This window comes from Micromonospora sp. NPDC047738, from assembly GCF_040642675.1.
Lineage (GTDB): Bacteria > Actinomycetota > Actinomycetes > Mycobacteriales > Micromonosporaceae > Micromonospora.
This window is the reverse complement of sequence record NZ_JBEYSO010000004.1, coordinates 20,712-42,831: the sequence shown is the minus strand read 5'-3', so window position 1 is coordinate 42,831 and position 22,120 is coordinate 20,712. Positions and strand designations below refer to the sequence as shown.

The 22,120-nt window shown below is 72.2% G+C and carries 21 protein-coding genes and 1 pseudogene; 16 read left to right on the top strand and 6 right to left on the bottom strand.

Annotated elements, in window-relative coordinates:
* Positions 1-37 precede the first annotated feature (37 nt).
* Positions 38-418, top strand: a complete 381-nt coding sequence (locus ABZ783_RS08460; RefSeq protein WP_357435395.1) for a DoxX family protein — start codon at positions 38-40, stop codon at positions 416-418.
* A 76-nt stretch (positions 419-494) separates the two neighbouring features.
* Here ABZ783_RS08460 and ABZ783_RS08455 read toward each other — a convergent pair whose 3' ends face one another.
* The gene (locus ABZ783_RS08455) at positions 495-1,172 is read right to left on the bottom strand and encodes a response regulator transcription factor (RefSeq protein ID WP_357435394.1); all 678 of its coding nucleotides are present in this window, start codon (positions 1,170-1,172) and stop codon (positions 495-497) included.
* A complete protein-coding gene (locus ABZ783_RS08450; RefSeq protein ID WP_357435393.1) occupies positions 1,160-2,452 on the bottom strand; it encodes a sensor domain-containing protein in 1,293 nt (430 codons plus the stop codon). Before ABZ783_RS08450 ends, ABZ783_RS08455 begins: the two co-directional genes overlap by 13 nt.
* A gap of 132 nt (positions 2,453-2,584) precedes the next feature.
* Between ABZ783_RS08450 and ABZ783_RS08445 the strand changes: the two genes are divergently transcribed.
* Positions 2,585-3,238, top strand: coding sequence for a DUF998 domain-containing protein (locus ABZ783_RS08445; protein ID WP_357435391.1), 654 nt, complete (start codon positions 2,585-2,587; stop codon positions 3,236-3,238).
* Positions 3,239-3,242: 4 nt separating this feature from the next.
* Positions 3,243-3,530 (top strand): DUF1905 domain-containing protein, encoded by a 288-nt coding sequence (locus tag ABZ783_RS08440; RefSeq protein WP_357435389.1) that lies wholly within the window; start codon positions 3,243-3,245, stop codon positions 3,528-3,530.
* Positions 3,531-3,594: 64 nt separating this feature from the next.
* Here ABZ783_RS08440 and ABZ783_RS08435 read toward each other — a convergent pair.
* Positions 3,595-4,188 (bottom strand): annotated as a pseudogene (locus ABZ783_RS08435) (nitroreductase family protein).
* A gap of 79 nt (positions 4,189-4,267) precedes the next feature.
* Between ABZ783_RS08435 and ABZ783_RS08430 the strand changes: the two are divergent.
* From ABZ783_RS08430 to ABZ783_RS08370, 13 genes are all read left to right on the top strand, one after another.
* A complete protein-coding gene (locus ABZ783_RS08430) occupies positions 4,268-5,158 on the top strand; it encodes a hypothetical protein (RefSeq protein WP_357435387.1) in 891 nt (296 codons plus the stop codon).
* A 119-nt stretch (positions 5,159-5,277) separates the two neighbouring features.
* A complete protein-coding gene (locus tag ABZ783_RS08425; RefSeq protein WP_073835446.1) occupies positions 5,278-5,955 on the top strand; it encodes a response regulator transcription factor in 678 nt (225 codons plus the stop codon).
* A 61-nt stretch (positions 5,956-6,016) separates the two neighbouring features.
* Entirely contained in the window at positions 6,017-7,429 is a 1,413-nt protein-coding gene (locus tag ABZ783_RS08420; RefSeq protein ID WP_357435385.1) for a HAMP domain-containing sensor histidine kinase, read from the top strand.
* A 102-nt stretch (positions 7,430-7,531) separates the two neighbouring features.
* Complete coding sequence (locus tag ABZ783_RS08415; protein ID WP_357435383.1) at positions 7,532-8,080, top strand: phosphatase PAP2 family protein; 549 nt, start codon at positions 7,532-7,534, stop codon at positions 8,078-8,080.
* Between the two features lie 31 nt (positions 8,081-8,111).
* Positions 8,112-8,789, top strand: coding sequence for a VTT domain-containing protein (locus ABZ783_RS08410; protein WP_357435381.1), 678 nt, complete (start codon positions 8,112-8,114; stop codon positions 8,787-8,789).
* Between the two features lie 167 nt (positions 8,790-8,956).
* Positions 8,957-9,997, top strand: a complete 1,041-nt coding sequence (locus ABZ783_RS08405) for a LacI family DNA-binding transcriptional regulator (protein WP_357435379.1) — start codon at positions 8,957-8,959, stop codon at positions 9,995-9,997.
* Positions 9,998-10,065: 68 nt separating this feature from the next.
* Positions 10,066-11,349 (top strand): extracellular solute-binding protein, encoded by a 1,284-nt coding sequence (locus ABZ783_RS08400; protein ID WP_357435377.1) that lies wholly within the window; start codon positions 10,066-10,068, stop codon positions 11,347-11,349.
* Entirely contained in the window at positions 11,349-12,275 is a 927-nt protein-coding gene (locus ABZ783_RS08395) for a sugar ABC transporter permease (RefSeq protein WP_357435375.1), read from the top strand. Before ABZ783_RS08400 ends, ABZ783_RS08395 begins: the two co-directional genes overlap by 1 nt.
* Before the next feature lie 92 nt (positions 12,276-12,367).
* Positions 12,368-13,180, top strand: coding sequence for a carbohydrate ABC transporter permease (locus ABZ783_RS08390; RefSeq protein WP_357435374.1), 813 nt, complete (start codon positions 12,368-12,370; stop codon positions 13,178-13,180).
* A gap of 4 nt (positions 13,181-13,184) precedes the next feature.
* Entirely contained in the window at positions 13,185-14,255 is a 1,071-nt protein-coding gene (locus ABZ783_RS08385; protein ID WP_357435372.1) for a hypothetical protein, read from the top strand.
* A 31-nt stretch (positions 14,256-14,286) separates the two neighbouring features.
* Positions 14,287-15,534, top strand: a complete 1,248-nt coding sequence (locus tag ABZ783_RS08380) for a Gfo/Idh/MocA family oxidoreductase (protein WP_357435370.1) — start codon at positions 14,287-14,289, stop codon at positions 15,532-15,534.
* 14 nt (positions 15,535-15,548) lie between these two features.
* On the top strand, positions 15,549-17,567 hold the full coding sequence (locus ABZ783_RS08375; protein WP_357435368.1) for a hypothetical protein: 2,019 nt from the start codon (positions 15,549-15,551) through the stop codon (positions 17,565-17,567).
* On the top strand, positions 17,564-19,171 hold the full coding sequence (locus tag ABZ783_RS08370) for a glycoside hydrolase family 13 protein (protein WP_357435366.1): 1,608 nt from the start codon (positions 17,564-17,566) through the stop codon (positions 19,169-19,171). The genes ABZ783_RS08375 and ABZ783_RS08370 overlap by 4 nt, the downstream gene beginning before the upstream one ends.
* A gap of 138 nt (positions 19,172-19,309) precedes the next feature.
* Here the strand turns inward: ABZ783_RS08370 and ABZ783_RS08365 are convergent, their stop codons facing one another.
* From ABZ783_RS08365 to ABZ783_RS08355, 3 genes are read right to left on the bottom strand one after another with little or no spacing between them, the layout of a single operon-like run.
* Positions 19,310-20,440, bottom strand: a complete 1,131-nt coding sequence (locus ABZ783_RS08365) for an FUSC family protein (protein WP_357435365.1) — start codon at positions 20,438-20,440, stop codon at positions 19,310-19,312.
* A 33-nt stretch (positions 20,441-20,473) separates the two neighbouring features.
* Positions 20,474-20,860 carry a sensory rhodopsin transducer gene (locus ABZ783_RS08360; protein ID WP_357435363.1) on the bottom strand — a complete coding sequence of 129 codons (387 nt, stop codon included), beginning with the start codon at positions 20,858-20,860 and terminating at the stop codon, positions 20,474-20,476.
* Positions 20,860-22,080: a D-arabinono-1,4-lactone oxidase gene (locus tag ABZ783_RS08355; protein WP_357435361.1), complete on the bottom strand. Its 1,221-nt coding sequence runs from the start codon at positions 22,078-22,080 to the stop codon at positions 20,860-20,862. The genes ABZ783_RS08360 and ABZ783_RS08355 overlap by 1 nt, the downstream gene beginning before the upstream one ends.
* Positions 22,081-22,120: the final 40 nt, after the last annotated feature.

The window sequence follows — 22,120 nt, the reverse complement described above, 5'->3', positions numbered from 1 at the left end:
CAACGCTTGAAGTCATGAGAGGTCCGGGAGGGCCGTGATGAACATCGTTCTGTGGATCATCGCCAGTTTGCTGGCCGTCGCGTTCCTCGCCGCCGGGGCGATGAAGCTGGTCCAGTCGAAGGAGAAGCTGGCCGCCTCCGGCATGGGCTGGACGGAGAACGCCAGCGCCAGCACGATCAAACTCATCGGCGCGCTGGAGTTGCTCGCCGCGGTCGGGCTGATCCTGCCCGCCGCGCTCGACATCGCCCCCGTGCTGGTGCCGCTGGCCGCGCTGGGGCTCGTCCTCGTCATGCTCGGCGCGATCGTCGTGCACGCCCGCCGCAAGGAGTCCCAGAGCATCGTCGTCAACGTGGTGCTGCTGGTGCTGGCCGCCGTGGTGGCCTGGAGCCGGTTCGGCCCCTGGTCGTTCACCTCCTGACCGCGCCGGCCGGCTCAGCCCGCCGTTAGGTGCTGAGCCGGCACCGCCCGGTCGAGGGTGCCGGAGCGGGCGACGATCACCGCTGGTCGCGCAGGGACCGATCGGTACGCAGGTAGGTGAGGACCGCCAGCACCCGCCGGTTGGTGTCGTCGCTGGGCGGCAGGTCGAGCTTGGTCAGGATGTTTCCCACGTGCTTGCCGATCGCCGCCTCGGTGACGTGGAGCCTCGCCGCGATCGCCGCGTTGGAATGGCCCTCGGCGAGCCGCGCGAGCACCTCGCGTTCGCGGGCGGACAGGGCGGCCAGCGGATCGCGGGGGCGGTGCAGCAGCTGCCGGACGACGTCCGGGTCGATGGCCGTGCCGCCGTCCACGACTCGGCGCAGAGTGTCGGCGAACTCGGCGACGTCGGCCACCCGGTCCTTGAGCAGGTAGCCGACGTGTCGGCCGTCGCCGCTGTCGAGCAGCGCGGAGGCGTACTCGGTCTGCACGTACTGGCTCAGCACCACGACGGCCAGGTGCGGCCGCTCCCCACGGAGGGCGACGGCCGCCCGCAGGCCGTCGTCGCGATGGTGCGGCGGCATGCGGATGTCGGTCACGAGCAGGTCCGGCTCGTGCGCGCGGACCGCGTCCAGCAGGTCCGGCGCCGACCCGACGGCGGCGACCACCTCGAAGTCGAACCGGGTCAGCAGGCCGACGAGACCCTCGCGCAGGAGGACCTCGTCCTCGGCGAGCACGACCCGGGTCATCGACGGCACGGCAGCTCCACCCGAACGAGGGTAGGGCCGCCGGCCGGGCTCGCGAGCAGCAACCGCCCATTGACCGCGGCGACCCGGTCGGCGAGGCCGGTCAGGCCGGTGCCCCGGACCGGGTCCGCGCCGCCCCGGCCGTCGTCCTCGACCTCCACGACGAGATGGCGATCGGTCTGGGTCAGCCGCACCTCGGCCCGGGTCGCGTGGGCGTGCCGGGCGACGTTGCCCAGGGACTCCGACACCACGAAGTAGGCGGTGGTCTCCACCAGTTCCGGCACCTGCTGCGTGAGGTCGGCGCGTACGCCGACGGGGATGGTGGCCTCGCCGGCCAGTTCCCGGACGGCGCCGGCCAGGCCGAGCTCGGTGAGGTTCTGCGGGCGGATGCCCTGCACGATCTGCCGGAGCGTGACCATCAGGTCCTTGGCCTGTTCGTGCGCGACGGCCAACGGCCGGGCGGCGGGTGAGTCCTCGGGCACGTCGAGCCGGGCCAGCCCCAGTTGCAGGGTCAGGCTGGTGAGCCGCGGCTGCGCGCCGTCGTGCACGTCGCGCTCGATGCGGCGACGTTCCGCCTCGTAAGCGTCGACCAGGCGGGCTCGAGAGCGGGTGACCTCCCGCAGCGCCGCCCGGTCGTCGGGCGGCCCGCCGAGCAGCCACCGGGCCAGCGCCGCCTGGACGGCGACGAGCAACCCGGCCAGATACCACAGCACCGGGACGAAGAGGACGCCCACGACGGCGTACGGGATCGCCTGGCGGGCGGTGTCGACAGTGCTCCAGACCACGACGACCTGGTCGGCGTCGCCGGCCAGCCAGGGGCTGGCGATCAGCGTGAGGTCCAGCAGGGCGAGCAGCGTGAGCAGCCAGTACGCGATCGGCACGACGCCGCCCAGGAAGAAGGCGTAGGCGACCTCCCGCCAGGCCGTGGCGCTGGTGTAGCGCGCCGCCAGGCCCCGGAAGCTGTGCTCGGGCAGTGGGCGCGGGTCGACGATGCCGAGCCGCCGCCGTTCGAGCATGGTCACCGGGATGCTCACGATTGGGGCGAGCGCCAGCACGACGAGGCCGGCGACGGTCAGGAACAGGACGATGGGCAGCTCGACGGGGCGGTCTTGCCGTGCCGCGTTGACCATCGCCAGCAACGGCGCCCCGACGACGAGCAGCCCGACCGCCAGCACGCCGGCGACCGGCACGGTGGTGACGGCGTACGCCAGTGCGCGCCAGGGCCATGCGGAGATCAGATAGCCGCGTCGGCGAAGTGCCTCCGCCAGGTGAAGGGGTCTGCCCAAGGTCATGCGAAAGACGCTAGCCAGGCGCAACCGGCGGGCCCAGCCGGCTGAATCCACTCTTCGGGTATGCCCAGCCCTACCTGACATTGACGCACTGGGCCCAGTGCGGCGCCCAGCGCGGGACGGTGGACTTTGCCCATGCGTATCCATCGCCTGGGCTCGTACAGCTGGCTGCTGGCCACACCGCTGTTCCTGGTCGCGAACGTGATCACCGGGCTGGCGTGGCGGCAGCCGCGCTTCAGCTGGGCCACCCACAACATCAGCGACCTGGGCAATGTGACCTGCGGGGTGTGGGACAGCACCCGGCCGCGCGAGGTCTGCTCACCATGGCATGCGGCGATGAACGGGGCCATGATCGTCACCGGTCTGCTGCTCGCGCTCGGGGTGCTGCTCACCTGGTCGGCGCTCGGCCGTGGGCTCGCCACCCGGGCGGCACAGGTGCTGACGCTCGCCGGTGCGGGCGGATACGTCCTGGCCGGGGCGTATCCGGCGGACGTGCACGAGAACAACCACTTCCTGGCGGCACTGCTGATCTTCGTACTGGGCAACGTCGGGATGCTGGTGGCGTCGCTGGCCCGGCGGTCGCCGATCCTTGGCGCGATGCGCGAGGACAGCCTTGCGCTGGGCCTGACCGGCCTGGCCGGCACGGCCCTGTTCCTGGCCCAGGTCGACCTTGGCTTCGGCGTCGGCGGCATGGAACGGGTGGCCGTGTTCCCCCTGATGGCCTGGACCGTCGCGCTCGCGGTGCGGCTCACGCGTACGCCGCCGGTCGCTGACCGACTCCTATGCTGACCGGATGGACCTGGAGTTCAGCGGCGAGCTGTGGTTCTGGCGGGGACCCGCGCCGTTCCACTTCGTCACCGTCCCGGACGAGCAGTGCGGTGCGCTGGAAGCGGCTTCCGCAGCCGTGACCTACGGCTGGGGGATGATCCCTGTCGCGGCGCGCATCGGGAGCACCAACTGGCGGACGTCTCTCTTTCCGAAGGACGGGCGCTACATCGTGCCAGTGAAGGCGTCGGTGCGGAAGGCGGAAGGGCTCGAGGTGGGCGAGGTGGTGACGGTCCGGCTCACCCTGGACGTGTGAACAGCGACGAGTGCGGGGTGTTCGACATGCCCGCACTCCGCCGCCGTCGCGACTCCTCGACCGGTCAGCTCCACCGGCCCCGGTGCACGACCTCGTCGACCGGGCGGCGCCGGTTGCGGAGGTCGCGGGGCGGCTCGTCGCTGTAGCCGATCGAGATCGCGCCGATCGGGGTGAACTGCGGCGGCACGCCGAACGCCTCGCGGAACGCGTCGATCCGGTCCACCGGCATGCCGAAGAAACACGCGCCCAGTCCGGCGTCGACCGCGGTCAGCAGCATCAGCAGCGACGCCATCCCCGTGTCGATGTCCTAGTACGGGGCGGGCCACCAGGCGTCCGACCGGTCGACGAACCCCTTGTCGGGCTGGGCGTAGCGGTCCAGGTAGGCGTCCTTGTTCGAGTGGGGAACGATCAGCAGCGGGGACTCGACCCGCGCCGCGAACCAGTTCTCGGGCCCCTCCTCGGGCCGTACGGCGTCCCGGAACCGCGCGATGTCGGCCGGGTTGTCGAGCACCAGGAAGCCCCAGCCCTGGGAGAAACCTGCCGACGGCGCCCGCAGCCCGTTGTGGACGATGCGCTCGACGACGTCGGGGGGTACCGGCCGGTCCGGGTCGTAGCTGCGCACCATCCGTCGCCGCCGGACAACATCCTGAAAATCCATGACCGGAACTTAGTTGCTCGGCCGGCCCGACGTGGCCCCACGCCGTCCGGGCCGGCGGCTGCTCGGGTCGCGCCACCTCATGACCGAGGCACTGCTGGCGCTGACCGGTCCATGCGGGTTCAGCCTGCTCTCAGCATGGGCGTGGGAGTTTGCCGGCATGACCCTTACCAAATCAGCCCAAACGCGACAGATGCTCAACAAGGTCCCTGAGGTCATCGTCTACTTCTGGATCATCAAGGTCCTCTCGACCACGGTGGGTGAGACGGCGGCGGACTTTCTCAACGTCAACCTTCACTTCGGCCTGACCGGCACCACGCTGGTCATGGCCGTCGCGCTGGCCGCGGTGCTCGTCTGGCAGTTCCGGGCCCGGCGGTACGTGGCGGGGATCTACTGGCTGGCGGTGGTGTTGGTCAGCATCGTCGGCACGCTGATCACGGACAATCTGACCGACAGCCTTGGCGTCCCGCTCGAGGTGAGCACGGCGGTGTTCGCCGTGGCCCTCGCCGCCACCTTCGCCATCTGGTACCGCAGTGAGGGCACTCTGTCGATCCACTCGATTGTCACGGCCCGCCGGGAGGGCTTCTACTGGGCGGCGATCCTGTTCACCTTCGCGCTCGGCACGGCGGCCGGCGATCTGTTGTCCGAGGGGTTCGACCTGGGCTACTGGCGCTCCGGGTTGATCTTCGCCGCGCTGATCGCCGTGGTCGGGGCGGCGTACGCTGGGTCGTGGCTGAACCCGATCCTGGCGTTCTGGATCGCCTACGTGCTGACTCGCCCGCTCGGCGCGTCGCTCGGTGACTACCTCTCGCAGGGGCGTGACGAAGGTGGCCTCGGTGTCGGCCCGGTGATCACCAGCGGTCTGTTCCTGGCGACGATCGTTGTCCTGGTCGGCTACCTGGGCGTGACGAGGCGGGATGCGTCGCTCCCGCTCGTCAACCGCGACGAGAGGGATCTGGCAGCGCGGCGGTGACTGCGGCGCCGCTGCCCACCATGCCCGGGGTTGGCGTCGCCCGGTGGTGCCGCCGGGCGGGAAGGCGACGTCGGCCCGAGAGGAGCCGCGGGTCTGGAGACAGGATGGGAGCGGAACTGGTGCGAGTGCTTGTCGTCGAGGACGAGACCGCTCTGGCGGAGGTGATCCGCGCGGGTCTGGTCGAGGAGGGGCTCGCCGTCGACGTGCAGCACACCGGCCCGGACGGGCTCTGGGCGGCCAGCGAGAACGCCTACGACGTGGTCGTGCTCGACATCATGCTGCCCGGCCTCAGCGGCTACGAGGTGTGCCGCCAGTTGCGTTCGCGCGGCGTGTGGACGCCGGTGCTGATGCTGACCGCCAAGGAGGGCGAGTACGACCAGGCCGACGCCCTCGATCTCGGCGCCGACGACTACCTGACCAAACCGTTCTCCTTCGTGGTGCTGGTGGCCCGGCTCCGCGCCCTGGTCCGCCGGGGTGCCCCCGCACGCCCGGTGGTGCTGGCCGCCGGTGACCTGACGCTGGATCCCGCGCGGCGGCTGGTCGCCCGGGCCGGGCAGCCGGTCCGGGTCACCGCGCGCGAGTTCGCCTTGCTGGAGTTCCTGATGCGCCATCGCGGGGACGTGGTGTCCAAGACCCAGATCATCGAGAACGTCTGGGATGCCCACTTCGACGGCGATCCCAACATCGTCGAGGTGTACATCGGCTACCTGCGTCGCAAGATCGACCAGCCGTTCGGCCGGTCGGCCATCCAGACGGAGCGGGGGATGGGGTACCGGTTGGCGGCCGATGGCGGTTGACGGAAAGCGCACTGTTCGCCTCTCCGTGCCTTCTCCGGCCGGCGGTGCCTACGCTGCGGAGATGGCGGGCAGGCGCGGGTCGTTCAGCGACCTGGTCCGGTGGGTGCGCAGGCGCCTGGGGGTGCGCCTGCGCTCGGCGTTGGCCGCCGCGGTGGTGGTGGCGTTTGCCTTTGCCGTCGGCGCGGCGGCCTTCGTCTATCTGGCCCGCCTGGACCTGGTCGGCAACGTTGACGCCACGGCCCGGCAGCGGGCGGCCGAGGTGGCCTCGGCGGTGGCGGCCGGCGACCCGGCGGCGATCGCCCAGACGTTGAAGCCCAGCCCGGGGGAGCAGACGCTGGTGCAGGTTCTCGACCCCTCCGGTCGGGTTGAGGCGGCCTCGGCCGCGCTCGGCGGCGCCGCGCCGCTGTCCCCGCTGCGTCCCCGCCCCGGCGAGGTGCTGCGCGAGCAGCGGCTGCTGCCGTTCGCCGACGAGGATCCGTACCGGGTGGTCGCCGAAGGGGTCGCCGTCGACTCGGGCACCACGACCGTGTTGGTGGCGCAGTCGCTGCGGCCGGTGAACGAGAGCACGGAGGCGGTCGCCGCCATCCTGATCGCCGGACTGCCACCGATGCTGCTCGTGGTCGGTGCGGCGGTGTTCCTGTTCGTCGGGCGGTCGCTGCACGCGGTCGAGGCGATCCGTCGCCGGGTCGCCGGTATCACCGCTCGTGACATGCATGCCCGGGTCCCGGTACCGACCGCCCACGACGAAGTGGCGGCGCTCGCGGAGACGATGAACAGCATGCTCGACCGGCTGGACACGGCGGCGGCGAGCCAGCGGCGGTTCGTGGCCGACGCCAGCCACGAACTGCGTAGCCCGCTGGCCACCCTGCAGGCCGGGCTGGACCGGCTGGCGCTGAGCCCGCGGACCGCCGCCTCCGAGGAATTGGTCGGGCTGCTGCGCCTCGAGTCGGAGCGCCTCGGCCGCCTCGTGTCCGATCTCCTGCTGCTCGCGCGCATCGACGAGCTGGGCGCCACCGGGGGCCATGACGACGTCGATCTGGACGACCTGGCCTATACCGAGCGGAGCAGGATCGCCGCCCGCCGGCCCGACCTGACCGTCCGCGTCCACCTCGCTCCGGTGCGGGTCAGCGGCGACCCGCACGACCTCAGCCGGGCGCTGCGAAACCTGACCGACAACGCCGCCCGGCACGCGCGCTCCGAGGTGGCGCTGCACGTTTCGGTACGGGAGGGGTGGGGTTGCGTCGAGGTCGGCGACGACGGGCCGGGTGTCCCCGAAGACCAGTGGGAGCGCATCTTCGACCGGTTCGTCCGGTTGGACGACAGTCGGGCCCGCGCCGACGGCGGGAGCGGCCTCGGGCTGCCGATCACCCGGGAGATCATCGCCGCGCATGGCGGCACTGTGCAGGTCGTGCCCGGACCGGGCCTGAGGGTCCGCATCCTCCTGCCGCTCAGCTGCGGCACCCGGTCGCACTGACCCTGACCTCGTCCGTTTCAGGCTCCTCTCAGGTGCCGGCGGGCAGGCTGGCGGCAGCCGGCCGTACGGGGGAGCCGGGTCGACCAGGAAGCGTGGTGTGGGATGAACTACCACCTGTTCGAGCTGATCAACGCGGCAGCCGGGCGCAGCGACCCGATCGATGACATCTTCGAGTGGTCTGCGATGTGGCTGATCTTTGTCCTCGGCGTCGTGGCGGTGGTCCCCGTACTGCGTAGCGTGCGGGCCCGACCAGCCGCCGTCGTGCGGGTCGCGGCGGTGCTCGCGGTGGCGTTCGTGGTCGGGCAGGTCGTCGCCGCCGTCAGCACCGAGGTGCGACCGTTCCAGACCCATTCGGTGCACCAGTTGATCCCGCACGCCGCGGGGCCGTCGCTGCCCAGCGACCACGCCACGGCCGCCTTCGCGGTGGCGTTCGCGGTGGGGGCGTTTCTGTCCCGGCGGTGGGGGGTAGCGCTGACGGTGTTGGCCACCATCATCGGATTCGCCCGGATCTGGGCGGGGGTGCACTACCCGGCGGACATCCTCGCCGGTGTGTTCATCGCTGCCGCCGCCGTCGCCGTCGTCCACGCCGGTGGGCGGGCGTACGACCGGTGGGCACAGCAGCGGAGCCCGCGCCCGACCGTCGGTCGGTAGCCCCACGTCCCCCGCCGTCCTGGAGGTGCTCGTGCCATCGCCCCAGCCGTTGCTCGCTGCGGGTCCAAGTGTCCTCAACCCGGAGTGGCTGATCTCCACTTTCGGACTGATCGGCATCCTGGCCATCGTGTTCGCCGAGTCCGGGCTGCTGATCGGGTTCTTCCTGCCGGGCGATTCGCTGCTGTTCACCGCCGGGCTGCTCGTCGCCGACGGCCGGTACCTGCACCAGCCGCTGTGGTTGCTCTGCCTGCTGGTGGCCGTGGCCGCCATCGCCGGTGACCAGGTGGGCTACCTGTTTGGCAAGCGGGTCGGCCCGAGCCTGTTCCGCCGCCCCAACTCGCGACTGTTCAAGCAGGAGAACGTGCAGCGGGCCAACCAGTTCTTCGCCCGCTACGGGGCCCGATCGATCGTGCTGGCCCGGTTCGTGCCCATCGTGCGTACCTTCACCCCGATCATCGCCGGCGTCTCCCGCATGCACTACCGCACGTTCCTGATCTTCAACGTCATCGGCGGGACGCTGTGGGGAGTGGGCGTCACCGTCCTCGGCTACTTCCTCGGCCAGATCGCCTTCGTCAGGTCCAACATCGAGATCATCCTCATCGGCATCGTCGTGGTCTCCGTCCTGCCCATCGGCATCCAACTGCTCCGGTCCCGCCGCCGGGCCGCCCAGGTTGATCCTGTCGAGACCGCGAGGGCCCCGAAGGCCTGATCAAGGCCAGGGTCGCCACGCGTTGGTCCAGAACCCCTGCCGCCCACCTCATGCGGTAACGGAGGCAGCCATTGATCCGTTCGCTAAACCGGTCTAGCATCTCCCAAACCGGTTTAGCGGCCGAGTGGTCGCTCCGGACCTGGCGGCACGGGAGGGAGGCCGAGTTGGTGGCCCAACGTCGACCGACGATCACCGACGTCGCCCGTGCCGCGGGAGTCTCCAAGGGCGCGGTCTCCTTCGCCCTCAACGGCCGGCCCGGGGTGGCCGAGGAGACCCGCCAGCGCATCCTGGCGGTGGCGAAGGAGCTGGGCTGGACGCCGAGCCACCGCGCCCGCGCCCTGTCCACCTCCCGGGCGTTCGCGGTCGGCCTGGTGCTCGCCCGCCCGCCGGAGCTGCTCGGCGCCGACCCGTTCTTCCCCGCCTTCATCGCCGGCGTGGAACGCGTCCTCGCCGAGCGGAACCAGGCGCTGGTCCTCCAGGTCGTCACCAGCCAGCGAGCGGAGGAGGACGGCTACCGGCGGCTGGCCGCCGACGGGCGGGTGGACGGGGTGTTCCTGCTGGACCTGCGGATCGCCGATCCGCGGATCGCCCTGCTGAAGGAGCTGCGGCTGCCCGCCGTCACCCTCGGCCGTCCCGACGTGGCCAGCCCGTTCCCGGCGGTGCTCGTCGACGACCGGCCGGGGATCGCCGCCGCCGTACGGCATCTGGTCGAGTTGGGGCACCGGCACGTCGCCCACGTCGCCGGTCCGGAACACTTCCTGCACGGTTCCGCACGGCGGGACGCCTGGGAGGACGCGCTCCGGGATGCCGGGTTGCCCCCCGGCCCCTGTGTGCCCTCCGACTTCTCGGCCGCCGGTGGGGCCCGGGCCACCCACCACCTGCTCGACCTGACCGACCCGCCGACCGCGATCATCTACGCCAACGACGTGATGGCGATGGCCGGCATGGCGGTGGCCCGGGAACGCGGACTCGACGTCCCCGGCCAGCTCTCCGTCACCGGCTTCGACGACACGGAACTGGCCGCCCACATCAGCCCGGCCCTGACCAGTGTCCGGACCGATCCGTCCGGCTGGGGCGGCGTCGCCGCCCGTACCTTGCTCGATCTCATCGACGGCACCGGCGGCCCGGACGTCGAGATGCCTCCCGCGCAGCTCGTCGTTCGCGCCTCCACCGCTCCACCACCACCCACACCACACCAAGCGCCGTGACCACGCCGCCCGGGCATCGCCTCGGCCTGGTCAGCCCCGCGTCACGGCAGTCGAGATCGGAGACCGACATGAGACGTACCGTCCCCGCCGCATTCCTCGTCCTCTCCCTCGGCCTCACCGCAGCCTGCGGTGACGGCGGCTCCGGCACCAAGGCCGACTCCTCGGCCAAGGGGCCCATCACCATCTGGCTGTCGAACAACAAGGAGGAGCTGGCCTGGGGTAAGGCCATGGTCGAGGCGTGGAACGGCCAGCACGCCGACCAGAAGATCACCGCCCAGGAGATCCCCGCCGGCAAGTCCTCCGAGGAGGTCATCGGCGCCGCGATCACCGCCGGCAACGCGCCGTGCCTGATCTTCAACACCGCCCCGGCCGCCGTGCCGCAGTTCCAGAAGCAGGGCGGGCTCGTGGCGCTCGACAGCTTCGACGGCGCCGCCGACTACATCAAGCAGCGCACGGGTGCCGCCGCCGACCAGTACAAGTCCGCCGACGGCAAGTTCTACCAGATGCCCTGGAAGTCCAACCCCGTGATGATCTTCTACAACAAGGAGATCCTCGCGAAGGCCGGCGTCGACCAGGACAACCCCCCGCTCGCCACGTACGACGACTTCCTCGCCACCGCCCGCAAGATCAAGTCGTCCGGCGCCGCGCCGGCCGCGATCTACCCGGCCCCGAGCAGCGAGTTCTTCCAGTCGTGGTTCGACTACTACCCGCTGTTCGCCGCGGAGACCGGCGGCAAGCAGCTGGTCGAGAACGGCAAGGCCCAGTTCGACTCGCCCGAAGGGCTGCGGGTCGCGGAGTTCTGGAAGAAGCTCTACGACGAGGGTCTCGCGCCGAAGGAGAAGTACAACGGCGACTCGTTCGCCGACGGCAAGGCCGCGATGGCCATCGTCGGCCCGTGGGCGATCGCGGTGTACGGCGAGAAGGTGAAGTGGGGGGCGGCCCCGGTGCCGACCTCCACCGGCAAGCCCGCGGCCGAGGTCAAGACCTTCAGCGACGCCAAGAACGTCGCGATGTACTCGGCGTGCAAGAACCGCGGCACCGCGTGGGAGGTGCTGAAGTTCGCCACCAGCAAGGAGCAGGACGGCGCCCTGCTGGAGGCCACCGGCCAGATGCCGCTGCGGGCGGACCTGCCGTCGACCTACCCGGACTACTTCACGAAGAACCCGGCCTACAAGAGCTTCGCCGAGCAGGCCGGGCGCACCGTCGAGGTGCCGAACGTGGCCAACTCCATCACAATCTGGCAGACCTTCCGCGACGCGTACTCCGAGTCGGTCATCTTCGGCAAGCGGCCGCTGCCGGATGCGTTCTCCGAGGCCGCGAAGAAGGCCACCGGGCTGGCCGGGCAGTCCTGATGTCCGGGCCGCTCAGTCGGGATGTCTCCCGGCGCGGCCCGCGGCGCTGGGTGGCGGCCGTTCTCGGTCGCCACCCGGTCGGCGCGGTTCTCGTCGCGCCGTATGCGGTGTTCCTCGCGCTGGTGTTCGCCTACCCGTTCGGGTTCGCGGTGTGGATCAGCTTCCACGACTATTTCTTCACCGCACCGGGCGTGCCGGTCGACCGCCCGTTCGTCGGGCTGGCAAACTACACCGCCGTCCTCAGTGATCCGGCCGTCCGGCAGGCGTTCGGGAACATCATCGTGTTCCTCCTGATCAACGTGCCGCTCACCACCGTCCTGGCGCTGCTGCTGGCGAACGCGCTCAACGGCGCCATCCGCGGACGCACCTTCCTCCGGGTGGCCTACTACGTGCCGTACGTGACCGCGAGCGTCGCGGTGGTGGGCGTGTGGCTGTTCCTGTTCAACTCTGGCGGCCTGGTCAACAAGCTCCTCGGTCCGCTGGCGCCGGACCCATCCTGGCTGGTCAGCGAGCACCTGGCGATGCCGACCGTCGCGGTTTACGTCGCCTGGAAGCAGCTCGGCTTCTTCATCCTGCTCTACCTGGCCGCGTTGCAGAACGTGCCGAACGAGCTGTACGAATCAGCGGCGGTGGACGGGGCCAGCCGATGGCAACGGTTCCGTTCGGTGACCGTGCCGGCGGTCCGCCCCGCCACCACGCTCGTCGTGATCGTGGCGACCATCACCGGCGCGAACCTGTTCACCGAGCCGTACCTGCTCACCGGCGGCGGCGGGCCGAACGGCGCGTCCACGTCGCCGGTGCTGCTGATGTACCAGCGCGGCATCGAACAGGCGCAGCCGGACGTCGCGGCTGCCATCGGCGTGCTGCTCGTGATCGGGGTCGTCGTCGTCTCGCTGATCAACCGGCGGATCCTGGAGAGGCCCTGATGACACGCGTCGTGCCAGACATCGCGCCGCGTCCCGTCCAGAGGCGTGGCAAACCCCAGACGGGCGGACGGGGTTCCGGCCGCGGCTGGACTGTGCTGCGGTCGATCCTGCTCGCCGCCGGCGCGGTGGCGTTCCTCTTCCCCTTCTACTACATGCTCATCGGTTCGCTGCAGGCCGAGCCGGACACCTCGCCGGCCGGCGCCCTCCCGTCGGCGAACCTCACCCTCGGCAACTACCGCGACATCAACGAGCGGATCGACCTGCTCCGGTCGCTGATCAACTCCGGCATCTTCACCGGCGGCGTCATCCTCGCCACGGTGATCTTCGGCGTGCTTGCCGGCTACGCCCTGGCCCGGCTCAGCTTCCGCGGACGGGGCGCGCTGTTCGGCTTGGTGCTGCTGGTCCAGGTGGTGCCCTTCCAACTGCTGCTGATCCCGCTCTATGTGCTCATCGTGCGCAGCTACGGCCTGGCCGACTCGTATCTCGGCATGATCCTGCCGTACGCCATCAACACCACGGCGGTCTTCGTCTTCCGGCAGTTCTTCCTGCAGCTGCCCGACGACCTGTTCGCCGCCGCCCGGACCGACGGCGCGGGTGAGGTCCGCATCCTGTGGTCGATCGCCCTGCCGCTGGTACGCCCGGCACTGCTGACCGCCGTGCTCCTGACGTTCATCGGGCCGTGGAACGAGTTCCTCTGGCCGTTCCTGATCACCAAGCAGGCCGACATGCAACCGCTGGCCGTGTCGCTCGCCAACTACATGACCAACGTCGCCGCGCGGACCGCCAACCCGTACGGGGCGATCCTGGCCGGCGCCTGCGTCCTCGCCGCCCCGGCGGTGGCGCTGTTCGTCGCCTTCCAACGGCACTTCACCTCGACCAACATCGGATCTGGCGTAAAGGGTTGAATCGTTGACTGTCTCCACCGCCGTCCCGTACACCCTCACCCGGCTGGGCGTCGTCATGGCGCCCGAACCGGGGGAGCCGCTGGAAGCCGAGGGGGTGCTCAACCCGGCCAGCGGACGTACCCCGGACGGGAAGCTTCACCTGCTGCCGCGGCTGGTCGCCGAGGGGAACGTCTCCCGGGTCGGGCTCGCCGAGGTCGAGTTCCGCGACGGCGTACCGGCCGGGGTGCTCCGGCGTGGCGTGGTCCTCGCCCCCGACGAGGGCTGGGAGCGCGGGTTGAACAACGCCGGCGTCGAGGATCCGCGCACCACCTGGGTGCCGGGCCTCGGCCGCCACCTGATGACCTACGTCGCCTACGGTCCGCTGGGCCCGCGCCTGGCCCTGGCGGTCTCCACCGACCTGCGGACCTGGCGCCGGCTCGGTCCGGTGCAGTTCACCTACCAGCCGGGCCTGGACACCGACCTGAACCTGTTTCCGAACAAGGACGCGGTCTTCTTCCCCGAGCCGGTGCCCGGACCGGACGGCCGCCCCTGCTACGCGATGCTGCACCGGCCGATGTGGGACCTGGGCTGGTTCCGGCCCGGTGAGGGGGTGCACCTGCCGGCCGGGATCACCGACGAGCGGCCCGGCATCTGGATCTCCTACGTGCCCGCCGAGGAGGTGCACGCCGACATCAGGGCGCTGGTGCGGCTCCGCGACCACCGCTGCGTCGCCCTGTCCGAGTTCCCCTACGAGGAGCTGAAGATCGGCGCCGGCCCGCCGCCGGTGCGGGTCGAGGAGGGCTGGCTGCTCATCCACCACGGGGTGACCGGCCACATCCCCGACACCTTCGACCCCAGCACCCAGCAGGTCGAGTACGCGGCCGGCGCGATGCTGCTCGACCCGACCGACCCGGGCCGGGTGCTGGCCCGGACCGCCGAGCCGATCCTGGTGCCCGAGACCGAGGACGAACGCTCCGGCACCGTCCCGAACGTGGTCTTCCCGACCGCGATCGAGGAGGTGGACGGGGTCCCGTACGTCTTCTACGGCATGGCCGACGCCAAGATCGGCGTCGCCCGGCTCGACCGTGTCCGGTGAGCGGGTTGGTGGCGCCGGTGGGGCGGGGCCGGTGACCGGCGCGGCTGCGCTGCGCCTCGGCGTCGTCGGGGCCGGCGGCTTCGCCACCTTCCTCACCGGCGCCCTGCTGGACCTGCCGGACGTGACGGTGACCGTGGTCGCGGACCCGGACACCGACCGGGCCGGGCGGCTGGCCGCGAACCTGGCCGCCCGGCCCGTGCCGGACTGGCGGGCGCTGGTCACCGCCGACGACGTGGACGTCGTGGTGGTGGCCACCCCGCCGGCCGGGCACGCGGAGACCACGCTCGCGGCGCTGCGTGCCGGCCGGCACGTCTTCTCCGAGAAACCCCTGGCCACCAGCGAGGACGAGGCCGCCGCCATCCGGGAGGCGGTCGCCGCCACCGGCCGTGTCCTGGTCGTCGACCACGTGCTGCGCTACAACCCCGTGCTGCGGGCGCTGGCCCGGCTGCGCGACCCCCGGTTCGCCGCGACGCCCGGCAACCGGTCCGACCCGCTGCTCGGCCCGGTCCGGCGGCTCGCCTTCGACAACGACGCCAGCGACGAGGACCTCGGCCCGGAGCACTGGTTCTGGGACGAGCGGGTCAGCGGCGGGATCTTCGTCGAACACGGGGTGCACTTCTTCGACGCCGCCGACGCCCTCGTCGGCGCGACTCCCGAGTCGGTGCAGGGCATGCTCGGCCAGCGCCCCGGCACCGACCTGGTCGACCTGGCGGTCGCCACCACCCGCTATCCGGACGGCGCGGTGGCGACCTTCGCGCACGGCTTCAGCCACGCCCACCGCTGCGAGCGGCAACTGATGCGGATCGACTTCGGTGCCGCCGAAGCCCGGGTGACCGGCTGGATCCCCGTTCACGCCGACATCGACCTCTGGACCGACGACGCCGGAGCCGCGCTGGTCGAGCACCTGCCGGCCCGGGCCGACGAACTGCTCGCCGTCGACGGCCACCGGTTGCGGGACCCGGCCGTGACGGTGTCGGTGCACCGGCACGCCGGCCCGGCGAACGCCCGGGAACGGGGCCGGCAGCGGCAGTTGCCGCACCACTGCCGGATCACCCTCGACCTCGGCGGCGAGGCCGCCAAAGCGTACGTCTACGCCGAGAGCGTGCGCGCCGCCATGCACGACCTGGTGCGCTGTGTGCGCACCGGCGACCGGCCCGCCGCCGGAATCACGGAAGGCGCCACGGCGGTCACCGTCGCCGCCGCGGCCGCCCGCTCCGCCCACGAGGACCGCACCGTCCATCTCCGACGATCACACCCCACCACCGCCTGCCCGTCCTGACCGAGGAGGTCGATGTGAAACGCCGATCGCTGCTGCTGGGCGGCCTCGCCGCTACCCCACTGCTGGGCGCCAACCCGGCCGGCGCCGCCCGCCCCGCCGGCGCGCCGAGCGCGAGCCCGTTGACCAACCTCGCCCACCTGGACTTCCTCCGGCAGGACGTCACGCCGCCGCAGCAGCCCGGGCACACCACCTACCGGCTCGCCGACACCCCCGCGGTCGGGGCGCTGTGGACCTACGCCGAACCCGGGCCGGACGGCGCCTTCCGCCGGGTCGGCGGGGGCGCGTACGACCCGGACACCGACACCTGGGGGCAGGGGGCGTACAACGCCGACGACATCTCCCGAGCCGCCGTGGTCTACCTGCGGCACTGGCGGCTGACCGGGGCCGCCGCCAGCCGGGCCGCCGCCTACCAGCTGCTGCGTGGCCTGACCTACCTGCAGACCGCCGACGGCCCGTACGCCGGCAACGTGGTGCTGTGGATGCAGCCGGACGGCACGCTCAACCCGAGCGCCGAGCCGAAGGAACTGCCCGACCCGTCCGACAGCGACGCGTCGTACTGGCTGGCCCGGACCGTCTGGGCGCTCGGCGAGGGGTACGCGGCGTTCCGCGACACCGACCCGGACTTTGCCGGTTTCCTGCGGACCCGCCTCGACCTGGCCGTCGCCGCCGTGCAGCGCCAGGTGCTCGTCCGCTACCGGCAGTGGCAGGTCATCGACGGGGAACGTACCCCATCCTGGCTGATCGTCGACGGTGCGGACGCCACCGCCGAAGCGGTCCTCGGACTGGCCGCCTACGTCGAAGCCGGCGGTGGCGCCGCCGCCCGCCGGGCGCTGCGCCAACTCGCCGAGGGCATCGCCGCGCTCGCCGACGGTGACGTGCGGGAATGGCCGTTCGGCGCGGTGCGTCCCTGGGCGTTGTCCCGCTCGGTCTGGCACGGCTGGGGTGCGCAGATGCCCGCCGCGCTCGCCCGGGCCGCGCAGGCCCTCGGTGACCGGGCCCTGCTCGGCCCCGCCGTCACCGACGCCGCCGTGTTCACGCCGTGGCTGCTGACCTCCGGCGGTCCGGACAACGGCCGGCTGCCCACCCGCACCGACCGCACCCAGATCGCCTACGGCGTCGACTCGCGGGTGCAGTCGCTGCTCGCCGTCGCCGACGCCACCGGGCGGTCCGGCTTCGCCCAGCTCGCCGCCCTGATCGCCGCCTGGTGGTTCGGCGCCAACCCGGCCGGGACGCCCGGCTACGACCCGCACACCGGCCGGGCGATCGACGGCATCAACGGCGACGGGCAGGTCAACCGGAACTCCGGTGCCGAGTCCACCATCCACACCCTGCTCAGCATGCTCGCCCTGGACGCCCGGCCGGAACTGGCCGCCCTCGCCCGCCGCACCGAGATCGTCGAACGGGTCGGCACGCTGACCCTGGAGGCCGAGGACGCCGCTCGCCAGGGCGGCGCGACCGTGGTCAGCCCGCCGTCGGCGTGGACCGGGGAATCGCTGATCAGCGGCAGCTACGTCGAGCTGCCTGCCGGGGCTGGGCTGCGCTGGCAGCTCCCTCCGGCAGACCAGCCCCGGCTGGTGTTGCCGGTGGTGGACCTGCGCCCCGGCGTGCCGGCCCGGACCGTCTGGGGTAGCGACGCCGGACCGCTCGGCGAGGTCGACCACGCTCGGGTCGGCGCCCAGGGGGCCTCCCCGGCACCGGGCGCGCTGCTGCCGGTCACCCTGCCCCGCGAACTGGCCGCCGCCGCCACCGAACTGACCGCGCAGGCCACCGCCGCAGGCCCGGCCACCGTCGACGCGGTCCTGCTGGAACCGCTGGTCTCCCGGCTCACCCTGGCCGGCGACGGGCACCGCACGACGCTGCTGCGCACCGCCGCCCGGACCGCCCGGACCGTGGAGGTCACCGCCGGCGGCACCGCAGCGGCCACTGTGGAGGTGTACGACGCCGCCGGCGAACTCCGCTCGCGGCACACCAGCTCCGCCACCCAGTTGCGGGTCACGGTCCTGTCCGGTGGTTTCACCCTGGTCCGTCGGTGATCCGGTCCACGCCGGGGCGGCCGTGGTGGCGCGGCGGTGTCTGCTACCAGGTGTACGTCCGCAGCTTCGCCGACTCCGACGGAGACGGGACCGGTGACCTGCCCGGGGTGACCGCCCGCCTGCCCCACCTGGCCTCCCTCGGCGTGGACGCTGTCTGGCTCACCCCGTTCTACCCGTCACCGATGGTCGACGGCGGGTACGACGTCGTGGACCATCGCGACGTCGACCCGCTCTTCGGCAGCCTCGCCGACCTCGACGCGCTCGTGGCCGAGGCGCACCGGCTCGGCCTGCGGGTCGTCTGCGACCTGGTACCCAACCACACCTCGGACCGGCATCCCTGGTTCCGGGCGGCGCTCGCCGCACCGCCGGGCAGCGCCGCCCGCCGCCGGTACGTCTTCCACCCGGTGGACAAGGACCACCCGGACCGGCCACCCAACGACTGGCGGTCGGCGTTCGGCGGGAGCGCCTGGCGGCGGGTGCCGAGCCCCGAGGGCGGGCCCGACGAGTGGTACCTGCACCTGTTCAGCCCCGAGCAACCCGACCTGAACTGGGACGACCCGCCGGTGTCGGCGGAGTACGCGGACATCGTCCGGTGGTGGCTCGACCGGGGCGTGGACGGGCTGCGCATCGACATGGCACACGCCCTGTTCAAGCACCCGGATCTGGTCGACGCCGGCGCCGGTCAGCACACCGAGTTCCGCCGCAACCACCTGATGCCCTTCTTCGACCAGGCGCCACTGCACACGTTGTACCGGCAGTGGCGGGCCATGGTCGACGCCATGCCGGGGGAGCGGGCACTGATCGGCGAGGTGTGCCTCTTCGACGCCGACCGGCAGGCCCGCTACGTCCGCCCGGACGAGCTGCACCAGGCGTTCACCTTCGAGTTGCTGGAGTGCGCCTGGTCGGCCCCGGCGCTGCGGGACACGATCGGGCGCACGCTCGAGGCGTACCGTCGGGTCGGTGCCCTCCCGGCCTGGGTGCTGAACAGCCACGACGCGGTCCGGACGGTCACCCGCTACGGCGGGGGAGAGCGGGGGCTGCGGCGGGCCCGGGCCGCCGCGCTGCTGATGCTGGCGTTGCCCGGCGCCGCCTACGTCTACCAGGGCGAGGAGCTGGGGTTGCCGCAGGTGGACCTGCCCGACGAGGCGCTGCGCGACCCGCTGTGGGAACGCTCCGGGCGGACCCTACGCGGGCGGGACGGCTCGCGGGTGCCGATCCCGTGGACGGTCGACGGCGACACGTACGGCTTCTCGCCCGACGGCGCCGACCCGCCGTGGCTGCCGCAGCCGGACCGCTGGGGTGCCTTGAGCGTGCAGTGGCAGACCGCCGACCCTGGGTCCACGCTGGCGCTCTACCGGTCGGCGATCCGGTTGCGTCGAGAGTTGAGCGACGGTGCGGCCGACGAGCTGACCTGGTGGAACACCGGGTCGGACGTGGTGGCGTTCCGGCGCGGCGACGGGTTCGGCTGCGCGGTCAACGTCGGCGACCAGGCGGCGCCGCTGACCGGAGGCGATCGGGTGCTGCTGGCGAGCGCGCCGGTCCCACCGGCCGGCCGGTCCCTCCTGCTGCCGCCGGACGCTGCGGTCTGGTTCGTCCCCGCTTGACCCGCGCCGCCCTGCCGGCGACGAGTCCGCCACGACTTCCGCCATGATGACGGGCGACGGGTTGCCGTGGCAGTCGGGCGGAGGTGTGACCGGACCCCGCCGGCAGGGTGTGGGGCGGCGCCGACCCGGCATGACCGCCTACCGGCCGGCGGCGGCGCGTCGGACCAGACGGCGAGCCTCGTCCTGAGGGACGCCGGTGGCGCGGAGCAGGTCGTTGGCGGCGGTACGCAGCTGAGAGACGACGATCGTCCCGGAGAAGCCGATGTCCTGCCGGCAGGCGGCGCCGGCGTGCCGAACCGCCGCCAGCACCCGTTCCCTGGCCTGTTGGGGTTCCCGGGCACCGAGGAATTCCCGGTGCAGCAACCGGATGGCCTCCCCGAAGCGTTCCACGGCGGCTGGTAGGTCGGGTGGCACGGGTTCCCCGCTACGTAAACTGGTGCCGATCCGGCGGACCAAGGTGCGACTGTTGCGGAAGGCGCGGTCCATGTGTTCGGCGCCGCGCTGGTAGGCGCCGAGGGTCCGGCGGCGGCGCCAGCGGACGGGGGAGAGTCGGACCACCTCGTGGGCGGCGCTGATCGCCTCGTCGAGCCGGGCCAGCTCCGACTCGGCGTCGCGCATCCGGTCCAGCACCTCCTCGGCGCGGGGGGCGTCGCCGCGGGCGAGTGCTTCGGCGGCGGCGGTGATCTGCCGGGCGAAGAGGTCGAGCGTCGGGTCCGCCACCCGGCGGACGGTGCGCAGCGGGTTGAGCGGGGCCAGCACCAGCACCACGAACATGCCCACGAGGCCGCCGACAAGCGCGTTGATCGTCCGGGGCAGCTCCAGGTCCGGCGTGGCGGGGGTCAGCGTGGCGATCAGGACGGCGGTACCGCCGGCCTGGGTCATCAGCGCGCCGCTGCCGCGGACCACCGCCGCGGTGCTGACGGCCAGGAAGACGATCGCCGCGGTCTGCCAGGGGCCGGTGCCGACCAGGAGGATGAGCAGGTCACCGACGAGGATGCCGAGCACCACCCCGGCGACCAGCTCGATCGTCCGGCGGGCCCGGCCGCCGAGCGCCGCGGCGATCACACCGACGGCGGCGGCGGGGGCGAACGTGGGCTCCGGGTTGCCCAGCACCTGCCGGGCCACCACCCAGGACAGCGCCGCCGCGAGCCCGGCCTGCACGGCGACGATCAGGTAGGTGCGCAGCCGCCGCCAGCTGTCCCGGCCGACGCCGGCGGCGCGGCCGCGTACCGGGTCGGCTGCCGATCGCAGGCTGGCGGAGGACGGCATGGGCGCGGGTACCCGCGCGGGACGGGCCCGAACCTATCCGGGTGGCGGCCCCGGATAGGCCATGGTGCCGGTGAGCGCAACCAGGCCCGGCAGCCGGGTGTCCTGGCGGAGGAACTGCGCGACCACCGGCACCGTGGAGCGCAGCAGGCAGCCGTACGGCCTGTCGAGCTGGACGGCCTCCGGGTCGATCAGGTCGTTGATCCGGACGTGCCGGATCCGCCGGGCGCCGACCATGATCCGGTACGGCCCGACCGGATCGGTGTCCTCGTAGTAGAGGTCGAGGCTGAGCTCGGCCTCGGTGTCCGTGATGTTGAGCACGCAGAGCTGGTCGAAGCTGGTGAAGTCGGGCTCTCGCCCGTGGCTGGGGAACGGGATGTGCCCGCCGGGGACGACCCACACGTACGCGCCGACCTCCGGCATCACTCCTCCTCCAGCAGGCGGGCCAGATCGGGGGCGAGGAACACGCCGTCCGGGTCGAGGCGTCGCCGTACGGCTTGGAAGTCGTCCCACCGGGGGTAGAGCGGTCGCAGGTCCCGGGCAGTCAGCCAGTGCTTCTTGCCCCAGTGTGGCCGGCCGCCGTACTGCCGGAAGACCGCCTCCATGTCCCGGAAGTACTCCTCGTGCGGCAGACCGGTGTTCTGCAGGCAGGCGATGGTGGCGGTCGGGCGGCCGAAGGCGTTGCTCAGCCAGATGTCGTCGGCCGCGATGCTGCGCACCAGCACCCGCCAGCCGGCGACCCGGCGGTGCCGCTGCGTGATCCGGCGGCGCACCTCCGCGAAGCAGGCGGGGAAGGCCTCCGTGGGGAGCATGTACTCGATCTCCTCGAAGCGCAGCTGCCGAGCCTGGGGGATGGTGCGGTGGGTGGGGCCGACCTGGATCTCGCGCGGCGCCTCCCATGGCGTGGACGAGGGCACCCGCCGGGCGGCCCAGGCCCGCTCGTCCGGCGCCTCGTCAGTGCGGTTCATGGTCCGGATCTGGGTCAGGTCGCTGCGCGGGTACCAGTAGAAGTCCATGTTGCGGTTGGTGTGCTGCAGCTCGGCCAGGTGGTCCAGGGTCCAGTCGACGTGTGCGCACCACGCCCGGCGGCGCAGTTGGTAGCGGGGCTGCACGTCGAGGGTGACCCGGGTGACCACGCCGAGCGCGCCGAGTGAGAGCCGCGCCGCCGGCAGCAGTTCCGCGTTCCGCTCGGGTGAGACGTCGAGCACCTCGCCGGTGCCGGTGAGCAGGCGTACGCCGGCGACCTGGGTGCACAGGTTGCCGAAGCCGAGGCCGGTGCCGTGGGTCCCGGTGGCGGTGGCGCCGGCGATCGACTGGTAGTCGACGTCGCCGAGGTTGTCCATGGCCAGTCCCGCGTCGTACAGGCCCTCGCCCAGCGCCGCCAGCTTGGTGCCCGCCCAGACCGTGGCCTGTCCTCCATCGTCGGCGATCACGCCGGCCATCCGGTCGAGGCTGAGCAGCGTCCCGTCGGTGCGCACCAGCGGGCTCGACGAGTGGCCCGACCCGACCGGACGGAGGGTGGTGCCGGATTCCCGCGCACGCAGGATCAGCTGGCGTACCGCGTCCTCGTCGTCCGGTTCGGCGTGTTCCGCCGGCGTGAAGGAGAGGCTGCCGGACCAGTTGACGAACGGTTTCGTCACCACGCGTCCTCCTTCCGCCGGTCCGGCCGACTACCCGCCGGCA